Origin of the sequence: Neorhizobium petrolearium, assembly GCF_017873175.1 — a bacterium.
Classification (GTDB): Bacteria; Pseudomonadota; Alphaproteobacteria; order Rhizobiales; family Rhizobiaceae; genus Neorhizobium; species Neorhizobium petrolearium.
Window position 1 is genome coordinate 262,618 of sequence record NZ_JAGGJW010000009.1, and the last position, 20,956, is coordinate 283,573.

A 20,956-nucleotide genomic window follows, 5' to 3' on the forward strand; every position below is an offset into this window, starting at 1 on the left:
TCAAGTGGTCAATCCTCGAATGGATGGTAGCACCAGATGCGGTGCGTGCCGGACAGTTGGGTCGCCGGTACGGGCTCGCCGCAGATTTCCGTCGCCCGTTCGCAACGGCTGGCGAAGGGACAGCCTTTTCCGAGCGCAAGCAGCGAGGGCATGTTGCCGGGAATCTGCTTCAGCTTCTCTCCCGGCGTGTTGCGCGAGGGAACGGAATCAAGAAGCTTGCGCGTATAGGGATGACGGGCGGAACCGATGATCTCCTGCGTCGTGCCGATCTCCATCATCGCCCCCGCATACATGACCATGATCCGGTCGGCGAGTTCCGAAAGCGTCGACAGATCGTGGGTGATCCAGATCATGCCGAGGCCGCGCTCATCGATCTGCCGGCGGATCTGATAGATGATCTGCGCCTGGATCGTGACGTCGAGCGCCGTCGTCGGCTCGTCGGCGATGATCAGATCCGGCCCGAGAAGAAGCGCGATAGCGATGACGACACGCTGGCGCATGCCGCCCGACATTTCGTGCGGATAGGCATTGAAGCGCTCCTCCGGCGACGGAATGCCGACGGCCTTGAGTGCCTCGATGCAGCGATCATGCATCTTCCGGCGAGAACCATCCTCATGCGCGCCGATCGCCTCGTACATCTGGTCGCGCACTCGCATCAAAGGGTTGAGCGTCATCAACGGGTTTTGGAAGATCATGGCGATCCTCCGGCCTCGATAGCGGCGCATCTCCTCGAAATCGAGGGTCGTCAGTTCCTCGCCATTAAGGGTGATCGAGCCGGAAACGATGCGGCCCGGCTCGTCGATCTGGCCCATGATCGACATGCCGGTAACCGATTTGCCCGAGCCGGATTCTCCGACGATACCAAGCACCTCGCCACGAGTAAGATCAAAGGAAATATCGCGCACGGATTTAACCATGCCCTGGCGGGTGAAGAACCAGGTGTTGAGGCCGTCGACTTGGAAAAAGGGTTCAGTCATTCGCGCGGGTTCTCCTAGCGATCAAGCCGCGGATTGTTGAGATCGCGCAACCGGTCGCCAAGCAGGTTCATGGCAACGATCATCACCAGCAGCACCACACCCGGATAGATGCTGATCCAATACTTGTGGGAAAAGATGAATTCGTAGCCGCTGGCGATCAGCATGCCGAGAGAAGGCCTGGTGAGCGGCAGGCCTACGCCGAGGAAGCTCAACGAGGATTCGAGCGAGATCGCCGCGGCGATGTTGAGCGTGAAGAGTACGATAATCTGTGGCATACAGTTTGGCAGCACATGGCGCAGCATGATGCGCGTCGGCGACAGCCGCAGGCACTGCGCCGCCTCGACATATTCCTTGCCGAGTTCACTAAGGGCGAAAGAGCGGGCGGTGCGAGCATAATAGGACCATTGCACGATGACGATGGCAAGCACGACTTTGCTGACGCCATTGCCGAGGACGGCGAGGATCGCCAGCCCGACTAAGAGCGCCGGAAGGCCGAGCATAAAATCGACAGCGCGCATGATGATCGCGTCTGTTACGCCGCCACGCCAGGCCGAGAGAAGCCCGAGCCCAGTGCCGAACACCATGGCGACCCCGGCCGCTACCAACCCGACGAAAACACTGATCCGGATGCCGTAGAGGATGGCCGAGAGCATGTCGCGCCCGAAACCATCGGTGCCGAGACGAAATATGAAGTCCGTCTCCTGCTCCATGGACTTCGCAATAGCCAAAAAAGTGAAGCTCGCGGGCAATGGGGCGCTCGAGATGAGCCTGACCTTGCTGCCCTGCGGGGTGTCAACGGTCCACCAGGGCTGGATCGGGTGTTTCTTGGCGCCTTCGACAGTCACGCCTGCCGGCAGGTTGCGGATCTGCAGACTTGCAAGCCTGACATCCTCGGGCCGGACAATGACACTCAGACAATTCGGTGCGCAGGGCTCGGTCAAAAAGGCAAGACGGGTCTTGGCCGGCGAAACGGGCTCGACCGATGCAGAGCCGCCCTCGACCCACATATTCGCCCTGATTTCCTCTCCCGGCAGCATGCGCTTGGAGCCCGTGGGCTTCAACGCGTCCGAGAGCTGCAACTGCGTCAGGTCGTATGGATCCGTCGGTGCCAGCAGTGGCGCAAAGATAGCGCAGGCGACGAATGTGATGCTCACCGCGAGACTGACGACGGCGGAGCGGCTTTCGGCAAAACGCCCGATAAAATCTTTAAGGCCAGCCCTGCTCATGCGGTGCGCCGCCTCATAACGGATTTGACGCGTGGATCGATGACCGTGTGTAGAATGTCGACGATGAAATTGATGGCGATGAACAGGAGCGCCGTATAGGTGAGCTGCGCCACGATCAACGGCCTGTCCAGTACCTTGATCGAGTTGATCAGGAGCTTGCCAAGCCCCGGCCAGGAGAAAACGGTCTCGGTGATCACGCCATAGGCGAGAAGATTGCCCAGTTCGATCCCGGTGACGGTGACGAGCGGAACCAGCGCATTGCGCAGAATGTGGCCGACGATCACCTTGCGGCTTTTCACGCCCTTGGCATAAGCGAACTTGACGAAGTCGAGGCATGAGATTTCCATGGTCGCTGCGCGCGTCACGCGCATCAGCAGCGACATCTTGAGCAGCGCCAGGCTGAAGGCCGGCATGACGACGTGCGACCAGCCGTCGAGCGTCCAGAGACTGGAGGTAATGCCGAAATGCGTTGCCAGTTGGCCCCGGTCGCCGACCGGCAAGATCGGCAGGGCAATGCCGAATGCGACGATGAGCAGCATGCCCTGCCAGAACGTCGGGATGCTCACTCCAATCAGCGAGAAGGCCATGATGCCTCGACCGAGCAGCGATTCCGGCTTCAAACCGGCATAGAGGCCCGCCGGGATGGAAATGCCAACGGCGATGAGGAAGGCCACCAAGCCGAGCTCCAGGCTGGCGGGCAGCCGCTGCAGAAGGATACTGACGACCGGCTCCTTGTAGACGAAGGAGGCCCCCCAATCCCCCTGTGCAGCATTGCCGAGGAAGACCAGGTATTGGTGCCAAAGCGGCTTGTCGAGGCCGAGCGCGGCAATGGCGGCAAGCCGGTCAGCCTCCGAAGCTTCCGACGAGATCAGGATATCCGCCGGGTTGCCGATCAGCCAGACCCCGACGAACAGCACGATCGACAGCACGAACACGACGATGACGCTTTGCAGCAGGCGCTGCAGCACGAAGGACAGCATCAGCGGTCAACCTTCAGGTAGGCGTTGATGTTGCGCTGCTCGACGGTCGGAAACGATCCGGCTCCGATATCCTGAACCAGCGATCCAAAATGCACCGCGTATTCAGCGCATATGCCGCTGGCACTGCCATTTTCAAGCCGATTCTCGATCTCTGCCCGAAGCACCGGGCCACCCGGCAGCAACGACAATTGCTGCAGGAAAGCAGCTTTACCGCCTGCCGCCGCCAAAGCAGCGTCATGGACCAGTTCGTGCCCCTTGTGTTTGCCGAGCGTCTCACCGAGCCGCATCATGGCAAATTCGCCGAAGATGGCCCCGTGCGACAGGTCCAGATTCGCCCGCATCCGCTCCGTATCGACATAGAGGTCGCGCACCAGAAGTTCGGTCCGCACGAGGATTTCGGAAATTGCACCGATGACATCCGCCAGTCCATCCTCGAACATCTGGTTGGCACTGCCGTCTGATTCAAACGAGCGGTGGGCGGTCGCCATCAGCATTCCCGCGCACGAATAGAGCTTGTTGCTGTTGGCGATGATGCCGTAGCACAGAATAGGATTGATCTTCTGCGGCATGGTGGAGGAACCGATGGTGCCCTCGATGCGGCCCTCGTGCAGTTCCCCATATTCCTCCGACGAGCTCTGGTAGACCTCCTCGGCGATCTTGTGGCAAATGGACGCCGTCAAACTCAACGCATTGACATATTCACACATGTGCGTGCGGATCGCCCGGGAGGGAATGGCCATATCGCCCATGCAGAGAAGTGCTGCCACGCGTGACTGAAATGCGGGGCCTTGTCTGCCGAGAGCCGAAAAGCAGCCGACGGCACCACCGCTCATGACCACGAAGGCACGTTTCTCAGTCTCTTTGAGCCGGTCCATCGCCTGAAGGAATTCTTCGATCCAGACCGCCACCTTGAAGCCGAAGGTAATCGGCACAGCGTGGCGATAATGGGTGCGTCCGGCCATGATGGTGTTGGCATGGGTACGGGCATGACGGCCGAGATGACGCAGGATGTCCGCGAGCAGTTCGTCCAGCACCACTTGAGCGCGCTTGGCGAGCAGCAGCAGTCCGGTCTGGATGACGTTCTGCGTGGTGATACCCCAGTGGACATATCCGCCGTGCTGTGGGCCGCAGAGCCGGACGAGCTCGTTGATCACCGGCATGAGAGGGTGCCGGGTTGTCCGGTACGATGTGTCCAGGCGGCTCATGTCCAAATACTCGTAACGGCAATGTTCCGCGATCACCTCCGCTGAGGCGATGGGGATCATGCCGAGCTCTCCTTGAGCGGTCGCCACGGCCTTCTCGACGTCCAGGAAGGCTTGGTACATGGCCGGCGGCGCAAAAGCGTCCCGCAGTCCTCGGTAGTCGTATTGCGACGTTAGCGCGTCGTTGAATTCTGTACCCATCCGGCTTCGCACTTTCATGAAAACAAGAGCAAGGCCGGCTTGACCACCAGCCTTGCCGATATCGTCTTATTCGGGACGCGCGGTGTAGAAGATGTTGGTCAGGTTGGCGTTGGCGTCGTAGTGCACGCCATTGCGAACGCCCCAGACACCGAACTCGTGGTAGAGTGGCACATAGCCATCGTCCTTGTAGACTTCAGCCACCGCCGCACGGATCAGTTCCTCCCGCTTGGTGTCGTCCAACGTCGATTGTGCGTCTTCGAGCGCCTTGTCGGTGACCTCGCTGGAATATCGTCCGCGGTTCGCTCCACCCCAACCGCGGTCGGGATTTCGGGTGCCGGCAAGATTGATCATCTGGCTCAGGCCTTCGCCTGTGTCGGCTGCAGCACCCGCCAAATAGAGGCTGTACTCGTATGCGCTCGCCTTGGTGAAGTAGATGCTGAAGGGGAAGGTCTCCAGCGTTACATTCAGCCCGACCTGCGAGAGCATGGCAGTTACGGCCTGGGCGACCTGAGCGCCGTTGACATAACGGTCGCTCGGAGCGTTCAGCGTCAACGAAAAGCCGTTCGGATAGCCGGCCTCGGCCAGCAGTCGCCTGGCCTCCTGCGGGTCGTAGGGATAGGCCTGCAGGTCCGGATTGTGCCCGAAAACGCCGTCGACAATGATCTGGCTCGCCGGCTGCGCCATGCCACCCATCACGGTTTCGGCGATCTGCTCGCGGTTGATGGCGAGGTTGAGCGCCCTGCGCACGCGCGGATCGAGGAAGGGGTTCTTTCCATCTGTACCGGAAACCTTCGGCGTCTTTTCCTGTCCCTGGTCGGGCAACAGGAAGATCAGCAGCGTCGAAGGCATGGACGACAGGTGATACTTGCCCGACGACTGGATGCTGTCGATGCTATTGATCGGGACGGCGTTGATGACATCCACCGAGCCGCCGAGCAGAGCGGCGATACGGGCGCTGTTGTCCGGCAGCGATTTGATCAGCACCGAATCGTAAGCGGGTGGCGCGCCGTAATAGTGATCGTTGCGCTCCAGTTCGATCTCAACGTCGGGCGCGAACTTCTTGACGCGGTAGTGGCCGATGCCGGGCGATACCTTTCCGCTATTGAAGTCGGCCGTCTCTAACCAATTATCGTTGCCGCAGGTCTTGTCGTCATAGGCCAGCGTAGCGCCGGTCGGATTCTGGACGATGCCGATATTGCTCAAGCTGCGCAGTAGGTTCGGATCGGGTTTCTTGGTGTCGATCTCGATCCTGCCCTCACCGGCATCCTTGATATCGGCAATGGTGGCGATGAAGCTGCTGAAGAGGCCGGGACTATTCGGCACATTGCGCACCCGGCAGATCGAATAGATTACGTCATCGGCTCCGAGCGCATTTCCGTCTTGGAATTTCGCCTTCGGCTCGAGCATGATGACCCATTTGGTCTCCCCCTGGATTTCCCACGATTTCGCAAGACGCGGCTCGACGCTGCCGTTGACGCCGTTGGCGTAGACGAGTGCATCCGAGATGTTCTCGCGAAGATCGAAATTGTAGCCGGCTCGGTGGAAATGCGGATCGACAGACGTCGCGAGTGCGGCAAGGCCCACGCGCAACTGTTCGGCCGCAGCCGGAGACGGCGCAAGCGATGTCGCGGCTGCGAACACCACGCCGAAAGATGCTAGTGACAGGCTTTTCATGGTCCTCCTCCCATTCATTTCGTGAGGGAACGGTACCGTGGGCCGGCTGCAGGAAAAATCGAATTTTTTTCCTCTCGATTGAGTTTTTCTCAACTGAACACTAGAGTAGAAGGGAGGAGAACAGATGCAAAAATCGCGCAGAGGACTGCCACCAATGACCTCGCTTCCCGTATTCGAGGCGGTGGGGCGGCATATGAGTATTGCCAAGGCAGCGGGCGAACTCTGCCTCACGGCGGGCGCCGTCAGTCGCCAGATCCGAAACCTGGAAGCCTTTCTCGGCTGCCCTCTCTTCGAGCGAACGAACCGAAAGATCGCGTTTACCCCTGTTGGCGAAGTTTATTGGGGCAGAATCCAGGCTTCGCTCGGCGAGATACGCGCCGTTACCAGCGACCTATCCGTCGGCGTCAACCGGCGACCGCTCGTCATCGGCAGCCCTCGCGTCTTTTTGCAAAAATGCATTATGCCGGTGCTGGGAACGCTTTATGCGCGCCACCCGGACATTGTCGTGAAATTCGTGACAGGCGGGCATGACAGCGAAGGAGCGGACGGGACGATTTATGTAGGCGAGGCTGTCAGCAGGAAGGGTTTTGTGTGTGAGGTTTTGGCTGATGCGGATCTCACCCCGGTCTGTAGTCCAGGCTATCTTCGGCGCGCGCCGCCTCTTGATACACCTGACGATCTCGAACGGCATGTCCTGCTGCGTTCTGCCGAATTCACCCGCAACTGGGAACGCTGGCTGGGGCCACGCGCCGCGAGAACATTCTCTAATGCCCGCTTCATCGATCTGGAGAGTTCGGGCCTCGAATTGACTGCGGCCGTGGAGGGCCTCGGCATCGCGATCGTTCGACAAAGGCTGGTCAGGCAGGAATTGGCGGAAGGTCAGCTTGTCGCGCTTTTTGCGGACCACATGGTGCGCGAGCATTATGTATTCATGTTCGCCGAACCGAAGCTGCGATCGGACAGTTTCCGTTTCCTCCGGAAATGGTTGAACCATGCCGTAGCTCAATGATTCGGGCTGCATTTGGAAAGCTCGCCGACTTTTGCCGGCGAGCCCACGAAGCTGCTCGCCCATGTGTGATCGGCGGCAGCGACGTTTTGGGATGAGAGTGTGAAAGCGATGCGATAGGTCAAGCGTTGAGGCTCAAAGCGCAATCCACGTCTGGCGGGAGCGCAATTTGGCCGCGAACGCTACTGGGTCAGCGCAGCGCGCAGACGTGCGGTAGACTCTTTCGAAGGCTTTGCATCAACGGGAACAATATCGACGATCTCCGAGAGCATGAACTCCTTCGGAGCGCCGCAAATGGTAGCATAGACAACACGGTCTATTATTTTCAGATTTTCGGACACAAATGTCCGTTGGTCGCCGTTATCGAGCACCGATACAACATACATGTTGATCCCCATAGAGGTTAGGCGCGGAGGTCATTTCGCGCGAGATCAACTGTTAGTCAGCGCGGGTTAATGCGCCATTAAGCCGCCTGTCGTCGGCAACTCCGCTGCCTTCATGAGGCTAGGCGCTCTCCAGTCATGAAGCATATAGCTGGCCAGAGCGCTTTGCCGCGAAAGGCTCCAAGGCCCTTTCGGCAGCGGCGCCGGAAAGGCTTGGAGATTCTCCAGAACACGTGGACCCGCCGACGCTGGCGCCTTCCGGCACGATCAGGAGGGCACCCCGCAGATCTAAGCCGTACCTCATCGGCAGGTGGAGCTCGTCTTGATCACCAGATCCCATTTCGGCCAAGACAAGCTTTCGAAGAACCGACAGCCATCCAGTCAATCGAGAAGACAGGATCCTGTACAGGCGGTATCAGGAAGAAGCGCATCTCCTCAACCTTCAGCACGCGCTCGGGATCGATGCCCGGAAATATCGTGAGATGGACTTCAGACATGGCCGTGCTTCAGACCGGCAGTTGGGGCTGGTGGCCGAGGGCTTGGGAGATGCGCGCGGCACTGTCCATCACCAGTTTCGCGACCTCTTCGACGGTGAATTCCGGCGTCGACCATTCCGCAAAGGCCGTGCTGAGAGCTGCGATGACGGAGCCTGAAGTGTCATGAACCGGAGCACCGACGGAGATGACGCCCTGAATGTTCTCGCTCCTGACCGTGGCATAACCGCTCTTCCGGATGTCGGCGAGTTCGGCCATGATCTTGTCAGGATCAGTCACGGTGTGTGGCGTTACCTGGGCAAGCGGCTCTGCCGTTAACAGCCGGTAAGCGTCGCTATCCGCAAGCCCCGCGAGAAGCGCTTTTCCGAGCGCGGTGCTGTGAAGGTAGGTGAGTGACCCGGGCGCGCTACGGATCGCGATGGGTCCGTCGCTCTGGACGGACAGGATGTAGATCGCCCGCCCCCCCCGGAGAACTCCGAGGTAACAGTTGAGCAGGTGATCGGAAGCTAGCCTGTCGAGTTCCGGTTTGGCGACGGAAATCAGCCTGTCTTTCCGGGTCAAGCTCCAACCCAGTCCAAACGCGCGATAGCCGATTGAGTATCGCCGCGTTTCTTTATCCTGCGCGACGTAATTATATTCGGCCAGAGTATTGATGAGCCGCTGCACGATCGCCGCACTGATATCCATTTGCCGGGATATTTCCCGGACACCCAAAGGTCTCGGCGACTTGTCGAGCAAATCGAGAATCTCAAGTCCGCGCTCCAAGGACTGACTACCCGCCAATCTATTCCCCCTTTAACTGCAGTTTCTGACCGCAACGTCCTATCATATTGAACCTTGCCGGTGCCATGGCCCACGACGAGACCACGGCAAGACATGCCGATATCCTCTCAATCGGGAACGATCCTAAGCGACCGGTCAGTGGAGGAGAACAGCTCGAAGCCGTCATCTGTGATAAGGCCGGTGTCCTCGACCATCATGCCGCCCCAGCCGGGCTCGTAATAAGGCGTTTCAATACAGAAGGTCGAACCGGCCAGGAGTTTCTCCTCGCAATCGGGCGTGATGACCGGATATTCGTAAACGGCCATACCGATGGCGTGGCCGATATGCTGGCGTCGAAACGGTCTAAGACCGTGATGCTCCACGACGCCGACACCTTTCCGGAAGACATCGGATGCGCGGACCCCAGCCTTCAGCATCCCGATCTCCGCTTCGAGCCCGGCAAGAAGGGCGTCATAACGCGACGCCTGCAGCTTCGTCGGCTCTCCGATCACCGCCGTGCGGGCCACATCAGACTTATAGCCATAAAAACTGCAGCCGACATCGAAGCGCAGCAGGTCGCCTCGCTCCAGCGGCCGTTCCGTACTCATTGCATCGGCAAGCGCGCTACGCAAGCCGCCGACGACAGTAACGTTGCGCGGCAAGCCGCCACTGAGCGACATTTGCGACGCGACGACTGCAGCGACCTCCTTATCGGTGACGCCGACCGCTGCCGCCGCAATGCCGGCTTCGATCGCCCGTTCCGTCATTCGCGTTGTCTGCTTTAGAAGCGCGATCTCGAACGGCAGCTTCGTGCCACGAAGTCCAAGCATCCAGGCGGACGCATCGACCACCTTTTCCCCCCTTCTAGACAGAGCATCCAGCGCCGCACCGGTCAGAAAGGCGATTTCGGCGACAATCGTCCTTGTCGGCGCAATCCGGGACAGGGCCTCGGCAAAGGCCGCATCGAAGGAGACGTGCCGCATAGCACTGTGAGCGGAAGACGTCTCGCCGCTGAAGAAGAACGTACCGAACGGGTAGACGCAATCGGGCTTCAATCCTGCATCGATGGCGGGGGCAAAATCCGCGGCAGGTGTGACGAGGAGAACATCCGCCAAGGTAACAATCGCCGCATAGGCATACCGACGGTTGATGGTTGCCCCCATGCTTTCGTAGCCGGACGCGTAGAGGACGTTTTCCGGCGATGCGACGACAACGGCACCGATGCCCTCCGTTTCCATCCTGCCTCGCACGCGATCGAGCCGATCGGCTGTCAGTTGTGCCAGCCCGGCGATCAGTATGGTCTTGTCCAATGCTAACTCCATTCGTTCCTATATTTGCAACACTGTATCGATTATTGATCTACGCACCTTGCATGTCAATCGACCTGCAGACATTTCCGGTGTTCACTCAGTTGTTAGATTTCCCCGACTCGCCCGTTGACAATCGCAGTTCCTTGTGACTAACGTTTAAATATAGAAACGATGTTCCTATTATAGGAACAATAAAAGAGGGGTCAGAACCATGCAACGTCGTCGATTTCTTGTCTCAGCAGCAGCGTTTGCAAGCGCGAGCCTTGTCGGCACGGCCAGTTCGGCGAAAGCGCAAACCTATCCAGGCCGGCCGGTCACGGTCATCGTTCCCTTCGCCGCCGGTGGCGTGGGCGACCTCACCGCGCGCGTGGTTGCGGATTTTTCCAGCAACAAGCGGGGTAACGCCACGGGGGTGGATTTCCGGCCCGGTGCGGGAGCTGTTCTCGGTACGGCGCAGATCGCTGAAGCTAAGCCTGACGGAACGATGATCGGACTTTATTCGGTCAGCCCTTTTGGCACGGCCCCGCACCTGCAGAAGGTTGCCTACGATCCGTTGACCAGCTTCACCTACATTGCCGCCTATGTGTACGTGCCGATCGCCTTTTACGTGAAGGCCGACAGCAAGTTCCAGTCATGGGACGAGATCGTGAAATTTGCCGTCGATCATCCCGGCCAGCTGCGCTGGGGCACGGCTGCCGTTCGCGGCGCCGCTCATCTCGCGACGGAAGCGGCCTTCCGCAAGGCAAAGGCCCAGACGACCTTCGTTCCGTTCAAGGGCGGCGCCGAAGCGATCACAGCCTTGCTCGGCGGGCACATCGAGGCATCCGTCTCCTCCGACTTCGGGCCGCAATTGGATGCGGGCCAGGTCAGGCTGCTGGCCGCGACCGGCAGCGAGAAGATCGTCGGCCATCCGCAGGTGCCAACCTTCGCGGAACTGGGCCAGCCGTTGGCGATCGAGGCGACCTATGGCCTCGTAGGGCCGGCAGGCTTGTCCTCGGAGGTTGTCGACTACTGGAACACGCTCATCGGCGACTTGCAGTCCTCGCCGGAATTCGATGCCTACCTTAAGATCTCAAAAGGCGGGAGGCTTTATTGGGACAGCACCGAATTCACCGAACGCGCCAGGTCGACCTATGTGAATCTCGGCAAGACGATCAAGGAACTCGGGATCTAGACCATGATCGGAGCTTTGCTTTTGGCCGTCGCGGCTGCATCCGCGATGGCATATAGCCAGTCGCATTACAGCGTCTGGTCGTTCGGCATGCCCGGCTCGGGCCTGATGCCGCTTGCCGGCGGCATCATCGTGGTCCTCTCGTGCCTGGCGATCGCGATCAAGGAGCGCCGGAAGGCGTTTATACTCGGGGTTTCGAGGGTGCCGGCGGCCTACGCGACAGGGTTTTTCCTGTTGGTGCCGGTCGCCGACGCGATCGGGCTGCTGCCCGCCCTCGCCGTGCTGTCGGTAATTTTGCTCAGCTACGTGGAGCGGATGCCCTTTTGGCGCTCGGCGATAGTCGCAGTTGTCGTCTCCTGCGGAAGCTGGCTGCTCTTCGAGCGCCTGCTGCTCGTTCCGCTTCCGCAGGGCTGGATCTGGTCGCTTTAAATGGATCTCCTTTCAAACCTCGCCTTAGGTTTCGGCCAGGCTGTCACACCTCTCAACCTCATCATCGCGCTCGCCGGCTGTTTCGTCGGCACGGCTGTCGGCGTGCTGCCGGGCCTCGGCCCGACGGCCACGATCAGCCTGCTTTTGCCGATCTCGATCTATTTGGACAAGACGAGCGCCATCATCCTGCTGTCCGGCATCTATTACGGCGCGATGTATGGCGGCTCGATCACCTCGATCCTCGTCAAGATCCCCGGCGAGGCCGCAAGCGTCATTACCTGTATCGACGGATACCAGATGGCGCGCAGGGGCCGCGCAGGGGCTGCCCTCAGCCTTTCGGCCTTCACGAGCTTCGTGGCCGGCATCCTGGCTACGGTGGGGATCGGCCTCGTTGGGCCAAGCATGGCGCAGTATGCGCTGGCCTTCGGCCCGCTCGAAAAGACATCGTTGTTCATTCTGGGTTTCATGCTGGTGCTTGGCATCGGCGAAGGATCGAAAATCAGATCGCTTGCAATGATTGGCCTCGGCCTGCTGCTGGCCTGCGTCGGCGTGGATCTGGTTTCGGGCGACGAACGTTTTGTCTTCGATATTCCAGCTCTTCGCGATGGCTTCAGCATTCCGATCTTGGCCATGGGGCTGTTCGGCATCAGCGAGGTTCTGCTGATGGCGGAAGACAGCGACGACATCGACAGTACCTTGCGGCCCCCCACCGGCATGCGAAACCTGTTGCCGAACCGCGATGAGATCCGGCAGGCCACGGCCCCCGCATTGCGCGGCAGCGTGCTCGGATTCGGCCTCGGCCTGCTGCCCGGTGGCGGAGCGCTGATTTCGAGCTTCGCCAGCTACATGCTGGAGCGACGGATATCGAGAACGCCGGAGCATTTCGGCAAGGGCGCTGTCGCGGGCGTCGCCGGACCGGAGGCAGCCAACAATGCGGGTGCCCAGGCGAGCTTCATTCCGCTGCTCTGCCTCGGCATACCCGCCAACGCGACGATCGGCGTCATCATGGGTGCCCTGCTGATGGCGGGCGTCACGCCGGGGCCGCGGCTGATCGTCGAACATCCCGAGCTCTTCTGGGGCGTCATCGCCAGCATGTTCGTCGGCAACCTCATCCTCGTCATCCTCAATGTGCCATTGGTCGGGCTGTTCGTATGGCTGTTGCGGGTACCCCGCGCCATCATGGCCACCCTGATCACCTTCTTCTGCGTGATCGGCGCCTATAGCCTGAACAACAGCATGTTCGATGTCGGCGTCATGCTGGCCTTCGGGGTGACGGGTTACGGCTTGCGCAAGTCCGGGTTCGACGTGGCCCCGCTACTGCTCTCCTTCGTTCTTGGCGAACTGCTGGAGGAAAGCCTGATGCAGGCGCTGATCATCTCGCACGGAAATCTCAGCGCTTTCGTTCTGAGCCCTCTCAGCGCCGTCTTCTTGGCGGTCGCCTTCTCGGTCATCACCTTGCCGCCCGTGTTGTCGCGCCTCGCGCGCGGCAGACTTCGGAACCTGCCTCAATGAAAGAGACCAGCATGCCCATCCTCAACCCCCATCTGGCCGGCTTCGAATGTGTCCGCTGCGCGGCTCGCTTTCCTGTCGCCGATTATCCCGAAGGCTGCCCGGTTTGCCTCGACGCCGGCTATCCGGCAAGCGTGGTGCCGTTTTACGACGCCGATCTGCCGAAACTCGGCCCCTCCGTGGAGCGACACGGCATGGCTCGGTTCGGTGCACGGCTGCCCTACAGCGACTTCAATACGCTCGGGGAAGGAGATACGCCGCTGGTTTCGCTGCCCCGCCTGGCGGATGAACTCGGACTGGAGAGTCTCCATGCCAAGCTGGAAAGCGCCAATCCGACCGGCTCCCATAAGGATCGCATGAGCGCGCAATTCGTCGCCCGAGCGAAACATCGTGGAGCACCCGCGGTCATCGCCGCCTCGAGCGGCAATGCAGGCGCTTCGCTTGCAGCCTATGCCGCCCTTGCAGACATCCCCTGCACCATCGTCACGACGCGGAGCATGACACCGGCCTGGCGCCGGGCCATCGATATGACCGGCGCGGAAATCGTCTACGCCGAAGACAGCATGCAGCGCTGGGAGATCGTCCGTCAGAAGGTCCGCGAGGAAGGCTACGCCACCGCGACGAACTATCTAGACCCACCGGTCGGCAGCGATCCCTATGGCGTGGAGGGTTACAAGACGCTGGGCTATGAGCTTGCGCAGGACAGCAGAGCCACCGAAGCCGATGTCGTCGTGGTGCCGACGTCCCGCGGCGATCTCCTATGGGGCATCTACCGGGGCCTGTCGGAGGCATTGGCGATGGGACTGTGCCGCAGGATGCCGAGCCTTCTGGTCGCCGAGCCCTTTCCACGGATACAGCGCGTCCTTGAGGGCGAAGACTATCGGAGCCATTTTAAAGGTGCGAACAAGCTTGCCTCGATCGGCGGGGCAACGGTGACGTATCAGGCGCTCGAGGCGCTGCGACGTGGTTTCGGCTCTGCCGTGGCCGTCAGCGAAGCCGATACGCTATCCGATCAGAAGGCTCTCGCCCGCAACGGACTTTACCTGGAGTTGTCGGCGGTGGCGGGCGTTACAGCGTTGCGGGCACTTGTCAAAAGATCAGATAAATCAATTCGCCGGGCGATTTTCGTCGCAACGTCCCACGGGTACAAGGAAAGCTGAGACCTCGCGCAAGTTGATGCCGGGCAAGCCGTCGCGCACTTGGGTGCGCACTGCTCAGCTCGGCCTGTCGAAAGCATAGGAGGAGGAGGAAGATAATCCGCCTCCCTCGCGTACCACCGGCTTCCACCCGAGGATGGAAGGAATTTCGCTAAAACAACGTAGCTGTCCGGTTGGCGGTCGAAACAAGAAGATCCCGTCAGGGTTTTGAGGATATGAACCGGCGGCCGTCACCTAAGCTTGCCACGCGTTGAATGAAACAAGTCCAAAGGCCGCAATGTGACCAAGGTGCTCATTTCCGATCTGGAGTTTCACTGGTTATCCTCGGTGAGGCGGGATCGCGAGCAATTCCGAGCCGCAACGGTGTACGTGCGAATGCTTCCAGATAGGCTGCCAGCCCCTTGACCGTCATTTCAAGGATCAAAGTGCCATTTTCACTGGTCGCTTTTGCCGGATCTCCGAAATAGCCGCAGTCGTCTGCCTGGAAGATCGGCGGCCAGGCTGCACCAAACGCCGTTATGGGGTCATCCACGTGACCTGGCGCGATCCATGGCTGCACCAGACGAGCCGGAAGCCCTTCGATCGCCGATTGAATCCGCTGCTGGGTTTCGGAGGATGTCAATGCCATTGTTAGCGCCGCCTCCTGTTCGCAGGCATGGCCGGTTCGAGGCAGTCCACCTTTCAGGAGAGGCAGCCAATCCTTTTCGCCCGGCGCGAAATAATCGACCATGCCGACTGCATATCCGTCGGTCACCATCTGGGCGCAGAGCGAGCGCAATGGCGCCGAATTGCCTCCGTGACCGTTGACGAAGACGAGGCGCGGAAATCCGGCGTCGAGAATTGACCGCGCTGTATCGGCAAGAACGGCCAGATAGGTTTCCAGCCTCAGGCTGATCGTGCCGGGATGGCTGAGATGATGCGGAGAAAAGCCGACGGGCACGGCCGGTGCCACGACGATTTCTACGCCGGTCACGCGGCTTGCGGCCAACTCTGCAACCGCGGACGCCAGGAACGTGTCGGTCTCCACGGGGAGGAAGTCGCCGTGCTGTTCGATCGCCCCTGTCGGCACGACGACCAATGCACCTGCGTCCCGCTTGGTCGCGAGTTCCGCGCGCGTCAACTCGGCCCATATGAGCGAAGACGGCGCAAAATGCCGGGGTGCGATACCTGTCATAGTGGTTTTCCTCGTGCGTGGCGCAACTGGCAACTGCCACTTTACGGCGCCTGTACTGGATTTACATATCGCCCGCCTCTTTCGAAGGATTGGCGCAGACGGCAATCACGAGGCCGGCTTCGCCGATAATGTGGCGGTATCGATAATTCTTGGGCAGATACATCGCGTCGCCCGGCCTAAAGATGTGTTCCTCGCCGGTTTCCTCAACGATCTGCTTCGACCAGCCATGCAGACAGTAGAGGATCACTTCATGCACACCGTCACCTTCGACCATCGTGTCGAAGTGCGGCATGTAGGTAGTGATGTGAAAGGAAATCGACGAGCCATGCAGCTTCTTGGTGACCAGCCGGTGGCTAAACTCCTGGCCCGGGTGCACCCAGGTCAGCGCAACCTCTTCTTGGCGCGACCATTTGATCTTGCCGCCGACTGTTTCTTCGCTCATGTCATGACTCCTTGATTTGCAGAAATTGGATTTGCAGATGTGTCGCGGCTTTATCGGAACCGTGCTTCGAAAGCGTCTCGCGCCTCCCAGACCGGAAGAATGAAGTGTGGCCCGAGTCCTGATATGCGGCTGAAAGGGATCGGGCGCGGCGCCGTCAGTGGCAATGTGAGATCCGCGTCGGCAACCTGCCCTGCGAGCCAAGGGCCGATCTCACGTCCCAAAGCCGTCGTCAGTGCCACGCCACGGCCGTTGCAGCCGATCACGGCGTCGATACCGGGCTTGATTCGCATCATCCGCGGTAGAAAATCCAGCGTTCCGGCGATGATTCCCGTCCAAGAGTAGTCCACCCTGATCTGCGGAAGATCAGGCACGATGCGGCGTAGTCGATTTGCGAAGAGCCTGCGCGCCAACGCCATGCGGCCGGGCAGCGGCGGTACCATCCCGCCGGTCACCAACCGTCCGTCCGGAGACCAACGCAATGCGAATGTGTGACGGCGCGTATCCGCGACCGGCGCCAGGTCCGGCAAAAGGCTCACCCGGAAATCCTTCGGCAACGGCTGAGTAGCAATCTGGAAAACACGCGCGGGTATGATCGAAGCGCGCAATTCCGGCAGCAGGTTGCCGACCAGCGCGTTGGTGGCCATCAGCACGCGGCGGGCACGGACCTCGCCGCCTGTCGTCAGCAGGCGCCAACCCTGACCATCGGGATCGATGCTCTTCACGGGACTGTCGCCGAACAGCCGAACGCCTGCGGAGATAGCGGCACGGGCGAGCCCGTGCGCATAGGCTAGCGGTGTGATCTGGCCGCCCGATGCCACCCGGATCCCGCCATGCAGCGACGGCAGGCCGGTGCGTTTCAGCATGGCGTCGCGATCGAGCCACTCGGCATCGACGCCGGCGTTTACCAGCCGCGGCATGCGGCCATGAAGCGTCGCCTCGGCCGCGCGCGAATGTGCAGGTTGCAACCAGCCGTTCTGGACGGCATCGCAATCGATCTCGTGGCGCCTGATCAGGTCGAACACCGCCTTGCCGGATTCAGCGACAAGTTTCAGCAGGCGCCCCGCATGATCGGCGCCGAGTACGGCCACAACCTCTGAGGGCCCCAGCGATGTCTTGAGGCTCGGAACCACAAAGCCTGTATTGCGCCCGGACGCGCCGAAGCCGGGCTGCTGACTTTCCAGCACAACGACGTCGAGCCCTGCCTCAGCCGCATGCAGGGCGGATGAAAGGCCAAGGTAACCCGCACCCACCACCACGACATCAGCGGCGATCGTTCCCGTCAGCTTTGCACATTTGGGCGGGGATGGCGTGATAGCCTCCCACAATGACCCGACTTCCATCATCATTCCTGTTCATGCGGGACCTTGGCCCCTCGCCTTTCGAGTTTCGGAGCGAGATCTCCCCGTGCTAGAGATTAATCAGGTCGTATCCCCGCCCTGTCGCGAGCGCCTGGAACAGGCCCTGGCGCGTCTGTTCGTTGTGGCGGATCATGATTTCCCGTGCAGCCGTCTGGTCACCACGGGCCAAGGTTTCCACGATCTGGTGGTGGGATACGGTCGTCTCGTTGTTCACGTCCCGCAGTTGTGCACCGAGATAAAAGAAGCGCTCCAGCGCATCGATCTGGTGGGTCAGGAGCTGGACGAGCCTTCCATTGCCGGTTGCTTCCACGATTGCCAGATGGAACTCCCGATTGGAGCGGATGAATGTCGCAAGGCTGAGCTGCTCACCCTGATTATAAGTCGCATCCGCAAGAGAGTTCAGATGGTCAATCTGTTCCGCGGTCAACTTTGTGCAGGCAAGTTCGGCGGCTCCCGCTTCCAGAATGGTTCGCACGTCGAACAGCTCGTCCATGTCCGCAAAGGTGATCGGCGTGACCTGATAGCCGCGGCGGGGAAAAGATCTGACCAATCCTTCCTGCCGCAAGGCCGCCAAGGCTTCGCGAGCCGGCGTCTTGGAAATGTCGAAGCGCTCTGCAACTTCGGCTTCATTCAATTCCTGACCCGGACGGATGACGCAAGTCAAAATCTGGGTTCGTAGAGTATCGTAAACCTGCTCGGTCAGCGAAGCAGGCTTTGCCGGCTGTACCACACGCCGCCGCTTCCTGATTGCCATCGTCTCAACCATGCACTCTCCTATCTGTAACTCGGCGTTTCGGCCCGCAATTCAGCGACTGCTCAGGCAGATATGCACGTCCAAAGCGCAACGAATAGACGGCGTTCCTCAACCAGCAAACAATTCCTCATGGCTTATCCCTGACTATCCTTCGCGAGACAGGAAAGTGCGGAAGTAGTCCGGCGCTTTGTCGCCGAAGGCCTGATCGCGCGGCAGATCCATCAAAAGGCGCCCACGCTCCATGTAGACGATGCGGTCGGCGATCCGGCGGGCAAAGCCGATCTCATGGGTGACAATAACCATCGTCAGACCCTGGGCTGCCAGATCCGCCATCACGGCGAGCACGCCCCCGATCGATTCCGGATCCAGCGCGGATGTGGGTTCGTCGAAAAGCACGGCATCCGGCTTCATCGACAATGCCCGCGCAATGGCGACGCGCTGGCGCTGCCCGCCAGACAGTTCCACGGGATAGGAATGCACCTTGTCCCCAAGACCGACCGCTTCGAGCAGCTCATCCGCTGCCGCCAAAGCTTCCTCCTTTTTAATGCCCAGCAGCCGGCGCGGGCCGAGAGCAACGTTCTGGCGGGCTGTCATCGTCGGGAACAGGGCGAAACTCTGGAACACCATGCCAAGGCGCCGGCGGCGCTTGTCAAGCATACGCTCCGGTCGGGGAATACGCCGCGCGGCATCCGCCCATGGCAGGCTTTCTCCATTCAGCAGCACGTCACCGCTGTCTGTCGGTTCGATCCAGTTCAACGCCCGCAGCAACGTGCTCTTGCCCGACCCCGACGGTCCGAGAATTACCACGACCTCACCCTTTCCGACGGAAAGCGAGACATCGTCCAGCCCTTTGATCGGACCGAAGCTTCGGGTGAGGTTGCGGGCTTCGAGCACGGGGTAGAGACGGGAGGGGGCATCCGGGGCCGGGTCCGCTCGCACCACCGTGCGCTCAACGATCGGCGGCGGTGCAGACACATGGCTGGAGGTCTTCAGCGCAACCGCCTTTTCTACCCGGTACTGTATGAGCGTCCAGATCGTCAGGATGGCGAGATACCAGAGTGCGACGGCGAGGTAGACTTCCAGCGGACGGGTGGTCGATTGAGCCAGTTGCTGTGAAACGCGCAAGAGCTCGGCAAAAGAGATCGCCGCGAGCAGCGAGGTTGCCTTGATCATGTAGCTGAAGTTATTGCCGAGCGGCGGCACGATCGCCCGGATCGCCTGCGGAAACACCACCGTGAGGAAGATTTGCCACGGATGCAGACCCAGCGCCAGTCCGGCCTCGCGCTGGTCGCGCGAGACGGACAACAGCCCGCCGCGCACGATATCGGCCATGCGGGCACCCTCGTTCAGGCCGAGCGACAGCAGGCCGGTGGCGACAAGGCTCAGCGGGACGCCCATCTGCGGCAGCGCCGAATAGAAGAACAGGATCTGCGCCAAAAGCGGAGTACCCTTGAATACCCAGATGAAACCGAGTGCCGGCCAGCGCATCAGCTTTGGCGCCGCCAGCATGCCCGCCAAAAGAAAACCCAGGACCGTTCCGATCATCTGGGCGACGACGGCAACCCAGATCGTCACCCAGGCCGCTTTCAGCAGCAAGGGCGAGTGGAGTATATCCAGGAATATACCTGCGTCGAAACCCACGAACTCAGACCTTTCTTGTCACCGGCAGGTAACCCGGCCTTGCCTGGCGCAACGGATCGACCGCATAGCGCGAAAGACCGCGCACGGTGCCGCCTGTCGGAAGGTCCAGCGGCGACACGAGGCCTGGCTCTGCCTCGGCCACCGGAACGATTGCGTTGGCCATGATATTGGCCGCGCCGAACAGCGACTGCATGGCAGGCTTGATCGACATCTTCACCGGCATGGCGCCGTCGATCTCGATGCGATCCTCCTCGACCAGGTTGAACTTCTCCGGCTGGTAATACATCGCAAGTGAGGTGCTGAGCACTTCCCTGCCCTGATGCAACGCCCGGGCACGCTGGGTGATGCCGATGACACGGCCTGGAGGCAGGACGCCGAGCGTCGGGTCGCCGCTGTCGACCTCGAAATCAGCCGTTTCCAGATCCCATGCCTCCGTAATCTCGTCGATATCGAGATTGAGAGCATCCGCGATGCGGATCAGCGATTCCGGCGCACCCATGTGTCCCTCGACGCGGCCATCGGCGATGCGGCGGTTGAACTCCTCGGGCGTCAGGCCGTAGCCGACATGCTCGATATCCCCCGGCCCCGTGCCGGTGACGTCGATGCAGCGGTGAATGGTCAGGCGCTTCACGGCGCTGGTGCCGCGCGCCAGAACCAGCGGAAGAACGTCATAGGAAAATCCGGGATTGATGCCCGTGCCGGTAATCGACACACCATTGGCCCGCGCCGCACTGTCCAGCGCTTCAGCGAACGCGCTGTAACGAAGGGCGGGATAGAACATGGATTCGGCGGCCGATACCACGTTGAGGCCGGCGTTCAGGGCTGCAAGCAACTGGTCCTTGATGAGGTGTGGCTTGGATTCCGTCATATGCACCAGCACGTCTGGCGTCTTCGAAAGCCCGGCCAGCGCCGAAGCGAGGTCGCCGACAATCTTGACGCTGCCGAAACGCTGATAGCCCGTAACGTCGGCCAGCGTGCGGCCGATCTTGGACGCATCGATATCCACGGCCGCGACGATCTCGACGGAAGGATAGTCGCCTTCGAGTACGCGCAGCAGTCGACCGCCCATGGCGCCGATACCGAACAAAATAGCGGTCTTCATTTCA

20 protein-coding genes are annotated in these 20,956 nt (G+C 60.6%); 5 read left to right on the forward strand and 15 right to left on the reverse strand.

All coding sequences use genetic code 11. The annotated features are described in order from the left end of the window. Positions 1 to 8 precede the first annotated feature (8 nt). The 5 genes from J2046_RS18855 to J2046_RS18875 form a co-directional block, all read right to left on the reverse strand. A complete protein-coding gene (locus J2046_RS18855) occupies positions 9 to 977 on the reverse strand; it encodes an ABC transporter ATP-binding protein (protein ID WP_210054457.1) in 969 nt (322 codons plus the stop codon). Between the two features lie 14 nt (positions 978 to 991). After that, complete coding sequence (locus J2046_RS18860) at positions 992 to 2,203, reverse strand: ABC transporter permease (protein ID WP_210054459.1); 1,212 nt, start codon at positions 2,201 to 2,203, stop codon at positions 992 to 994. Continuing rightward, on the reverse strand, positions 2,200 to 3,183 hold the full coding sequence (locus J2046_RS18865; protein ID WP_210054461.1) for an ABC transporter permease: 984 nt from the start codon (positions 3,181 to 3,183) through the stop codon (positions 2,200 to 2,202). The genes J2046_RS18860 and J2046_RS18865 overlap by 4 nt, the downstream gene beginning before the upstream one ends. Next, on the reverse strand, positions 3,183 to 4,586 hold the full coding sequence (locus J2046_RS18870; protein ID WP_210054463.1) for a class-II fumarase/aspartase family protein: 1,404 nt from the start codon (positions 4,584 to 4,586) through the stop codon (positions 3,183 to 3,185). The genes J2046_RS18865 and J2046_RS18870 overlap by 1 nt, the downstream gene beginning before the upstream one ends. A gap of 66 nt (positions 4,587 to 4,652) precedes the next feature. Continuing rightward, complete coding sequence (locus J2046_RS18875; RefSeq protein WP_210054464.1) at positions 4,653 to 6,260, reverse strand: ABC transporter substrate-binding protein; 1,608 nt, start codon at positions 6,258 to 6,260, stop codon at positions 4,653 to 4,655. 154 nt (positions 6,261 to 6,414) lie between these two features. Here J2046_RS18875 and J2046_RS18880 point away from each other — a divergent pair, with 154 nt between their 5' ends. After that, positions 6,415 to 7,269 (forward strand): LysR substrate-binding domain-containing protein, encoded by an 855-nt coding sequence (locus tag J2046_RS18880; protein ID WP_210054466.1) that lies wholly within the window; start codon positions 6,415 to 6,417, stop codon positions 7,267 to 7,269. Positions 7,270 to 7,448: 179 nt separating this feature from the next. Here J2046_RS18880 and J2046_RS18885 read toward each other — a convergent pair whose 3' ends face one another. The 4 genes from J2046_RS18885 to J2046_RS18900 form a co-directional block, all read right to left on the reverse strand. Further along, complete coding sequence (locus J2046_RS18885; RefSeq protein ID WP_152601074.1) at positions 7,449 to 7,652, reverse strand: hypothetical protein; 204 nt, start codon at positions 7,650 to 7,652, stop codon at positions 7,449 to 7,451. 323 nt (positions 7,653 to 7,975) lie between these two features. Next, positions 7,976 to 8,146 (reverse strand): hypothetical protein, encoded by a 171-nt coding sequence (locus J2046_RS18890; RefSeq protein WP_210054468.1) that lies wholly within the window; start codon positions 8,144 to 8,146, stop codon positions 7,976 to 7,978. A gap of 9 nt (positions 8,147 to 8,155) precedes the next feature. Further along, the gene (locus J2046_RS18895; RefSeq protein WP_210054471.1) at positions 8,156 to 8,926 is read right to left on the reverse strand and encodes an IclR family transcriptional regulator; all 771 of its coding nucleotides are present in this window, start codon (positions 8,924 to 8,926) and stop codon (positions 8,156 to 8,158) included. Positions 8,927 to 9,033: 107 nt separating this feature from the next. After that, on the reverse strand, positions 9,034 to 10,215 hold the full coding sequence (locus J2046_RS18900) for a M24 family metallopeptidase (RefSeq protein WP_210054473.1): 1,182 nt from the start codon (positions 10,213 to 10,215) through the stop codon (positions 9,034 to 9,036). A 211-nt stretch (positions 10,216 to 10,426) separates the two neighbouring features. On the opposite strand from J2046_RS18900, the gene J2046_RS18905 reads away from it, so the two are divergent. Genes J2046_RS18905 through J2046_RS18920 form a run of 4 tightly spaced genes read left to right on the forward strand, consistent with a single transcriptional unit; the run spans position 10,427 to position 14,484 of the window. Continuing rightward, complete coding sequence (locus tag J2046_RS18905) at positions 10,427 to 11,389, forward strand: tripartite tricarboxylate transporter substrate binding protein (RefSeq protein WP_210054475.1); 963 nt, start codon at positions 10,427 to 10,429, stop codon at positions 11,387 to 11,389. A 3-nt stretch (positions 11,390 to 11,392) separates the two neighbouring features. Next, the gene (locus tag J2046_RS18910; protein WP_210054477.1) at positions 11,393 to 11,815 is read left to right on the forward strand and encodes a tripartite tricarboxylate transporter TctB family protein; all 423 of its coding nucleotides are present in this window, start codon (positions 11,393 to 11,395) and stop codon (positions 11,813 to 11,815) included. Continuing rightward, the gene (locus J2046_RS18915) at positions 11,816 to 13,327 is read left to right on the forward strand and encodes a tripartite tricarboxylate transporter permease (RefSeq protein WP_210054479.1); all 1,512 of its coding nucleotides are present in this window, start codon (positions 11,816 to 11,818) and stop codon (positions 13,325 to 13,327) included. An 11-nt stretch (positions 13,328 to 13,338) separates the two neighbouring features. After that, complete coding sequence (locus J2046_RS18920) at positions 13,339 to 14,484, forward strand: threonine synthase (protein WP_210054481.1); 1,146 nt, start codon at positions 13,339 to 13,341, stop codon at positions 14,482 to 14,484. A gap of 289 nt (positions 14,485 to 14,773) precedes the next feature. Here the strand turns inward: J2046_RS18920 and J2046_RS18925 are convergent, their stop codons facing one another. From J2046_RS18925 to J2046_RS18950, 6 genes are all read right to left on the reverse strand, one after another. Further along, on the reverse strand, positions 14,774 to 15,655 hold the full coding sequence (locus tag J2046_RS18925) for a creatininase family protein (RefSeq protein WP_210054483.1): 882 nt from the start codon (positions 15,653 to 15,655) through the stop codon (positions 14,774 to 14,776). 61 nt (positions 15,656 to 15,716) lie between these two features. Next, complete coding sequence (locus J2046_RS18930) at positions 15,717 to 16,097, reverse strand: cupin domain-containing protein (RefSeq protein WP_210054485.1); 381 nt, start codon at positions 16,095 to 16,097, stop codon at positions 15,717 to 15,719. A 50-nt stretch (positions 16,098 to 16,147) separates the two neighbouring features. After that, complete coding sequence (locus J2046_RS18935; RefSeq protein WP_210054486.1) at positions 16,148 to 17,437, reverse strand: NAD(P)/FAD-dependent oxidoreductase; 1,290 nt, start codon at positions 17,435 to 17,437, stop codon at positions 16,148 to 16,150. A 67-nt stretch (positions 17,438 to 17,504) separates the two neighbouring features. Next, positions 17,505 to 18,221, reverse strand: coding sequence for a GntR family transcriptional regulator (locus J2046_RS18940; RefSeq protein WP_210054488.1), 717 nt, complete (start codon positions 18,219 to 18,221; stop codon positions 17,505 to 17,507). Positions 18,222 to 18,353: 132 nt separating this feature from the next. After that, positions 18,354 to 19,850, reverse strand: a complete 1,497-nt coding sequence (locus J2046_RS18945) for an amino acid ABC transporter permease/ATP-binding protein (protein WP_210054490.1) — start codon at positions 19,848 to 19,850, stop codon at positions 18,354 to 18,356. 4 nt (positions 19,851 to 19,854) lie between these two features. Continuing rightward, complete coding sequence (locus J2046_RS18950; RefSeq protein WP_210054492.1) at positions 19,855 to 20,952, reverse strand: NAD(P)H-dependent amine dehydrogenase family protein; 1,098 nt, start codon at positions 20,950 to 20,952, stop codon at positions 19,855 to 19,857. Between the last annotated feature and the right edge of the window lie 4 nt (positions 20,953 to 20,956).

What these genes read in the sequence shown, in the direction of transcription:
- J2046_RS18950 (WP_210054492.1), bottom strand. Translation starts at nt 20,952, where the DNA reads ATGAAGACCGCTATTTTGTTCGGTATCGGCGCCATGGGCGGTCGACTG.
- J2046_RS18890 (WP_210054468.1), bottom strand. Translation starts at nt 8,146, where the DNA reads ATGTCTGAAGTCCATCTCACGATATTTCCGGGCATCGATCCCGAGCGC.
- J2046_RS18870 (WP_210054463.1), bottom strand. Translation starts at nt 4,586, where the DNA reads ATGGGTACAGAATTCAACGACGCGCTAACGTCGCAATACGACTACCGA.
- J2046_RS18855 (WP_210054457.1), bottom strand. Translation starts at nt 977, where the DNA reads ATGACTGAACCCTTTTTCCAAGTCGACGGCCTCAACACCTGGTTCTTC.
- J2046_RS18940 (WP_210054488.1), bottom strand. Translation starts at nt 18,221, where the DNA reads ATGGTTGAGACGATGGCAATCAGGAAGCGGCGGCGTGTGGTACAGCCG.
- J2046_RS18920 (WP_210054481.1), top strand. Translation starts at nt 13,339, where the DNA reads ATGCCCATCCTCAACCCCCATCTGGCCGGCTTCGAATGTGTCCGCTGC.
- J2046_RS18910 (WP_210054477.1), top strand. Translation starts at nt 11,393, where the DNA reads ATGATCGGAGCTTTGCTTTTGGCCGTCGCGGCTGCATCCGCGATGGCA.
- J2046_RS18865 (WP_210054461.1), bottom strand. Translation starts at nt 3,183, where the DNA reads ATGCTGTCCTTCGTGCTGCAGCGCCTGCTGCAAAGCGTCATCGTCGTG.
- J2046_RS18905 (WP_210054475.1), top strand. Translation starts at nt 10,427, where the DNA reads ATGCAACGTCGTCGATTTCTTGTCTCAGCAGCAGCGTTTGCAAGCGCG.
- J2046_RS18925 (WP_210054483.1), bottom strand. Translation starts at nt 15,655, where the DNA reads ATGACAGGTATCGCACCCCGGCATTTTGCGCCGTCTTCGCTCATATGG.
- J2046_RS18880 (WP_210054466.1), top strand. Translation starts at nt 6,415, where the DNA reads ATGACCTCGCTTCCCGTATTCGAGGCGGTGGGGCGGCATATGAGTATT.
- J2046_RS18935 (WP_210054486.1), bottom strand. Translation starts at nt 17,437, where the DNA reads ATGGAAGTCGGGTCATTGTGGGAGGCTATCACGCCATCCCCGCCCAAA.
- J2046_RS18875 (WP_210054464.1), bottom strand. Translation starts at nt 6,260, where the DNA reads ATGAAAAGCCTGTCACTAGCATCTTTCGGCGTGGTGTTCGCAGCCGCG.
- J2046_RS18860 (WP_210054459.1), bottom strand. Translation starts at nt 2,203, where the DNA reads ATGAGCAGGGCTGGCCTTAAAGATTTTATCGGGCGTTTTGCCGAAAGC.
- J2046_RS18885 (WP_152601074.1), bottom strand. Translation starts at nt 7,652, where the DNA reads ATGTATGTTGTATCGGTGCTCGATAACGGCGACCAACGGACATTTGTG.
- J2046_RS18930 (WP_210054485.1), bottom strand. Translation starts at nt 16,097, where the DNA reads ATGAGCGAAGAAACAGTCGGCGGCAAGATCAAATGGTCGCGCCAAGAA.
- J2046_RS18915 (WP_210054479.1), top strand. Translation starts at nt 11,816, where the DNA reads ATGGATCTCCTTTCAAACCTCGCCTTAGGTTTCGGCCAGGCTGTCACA.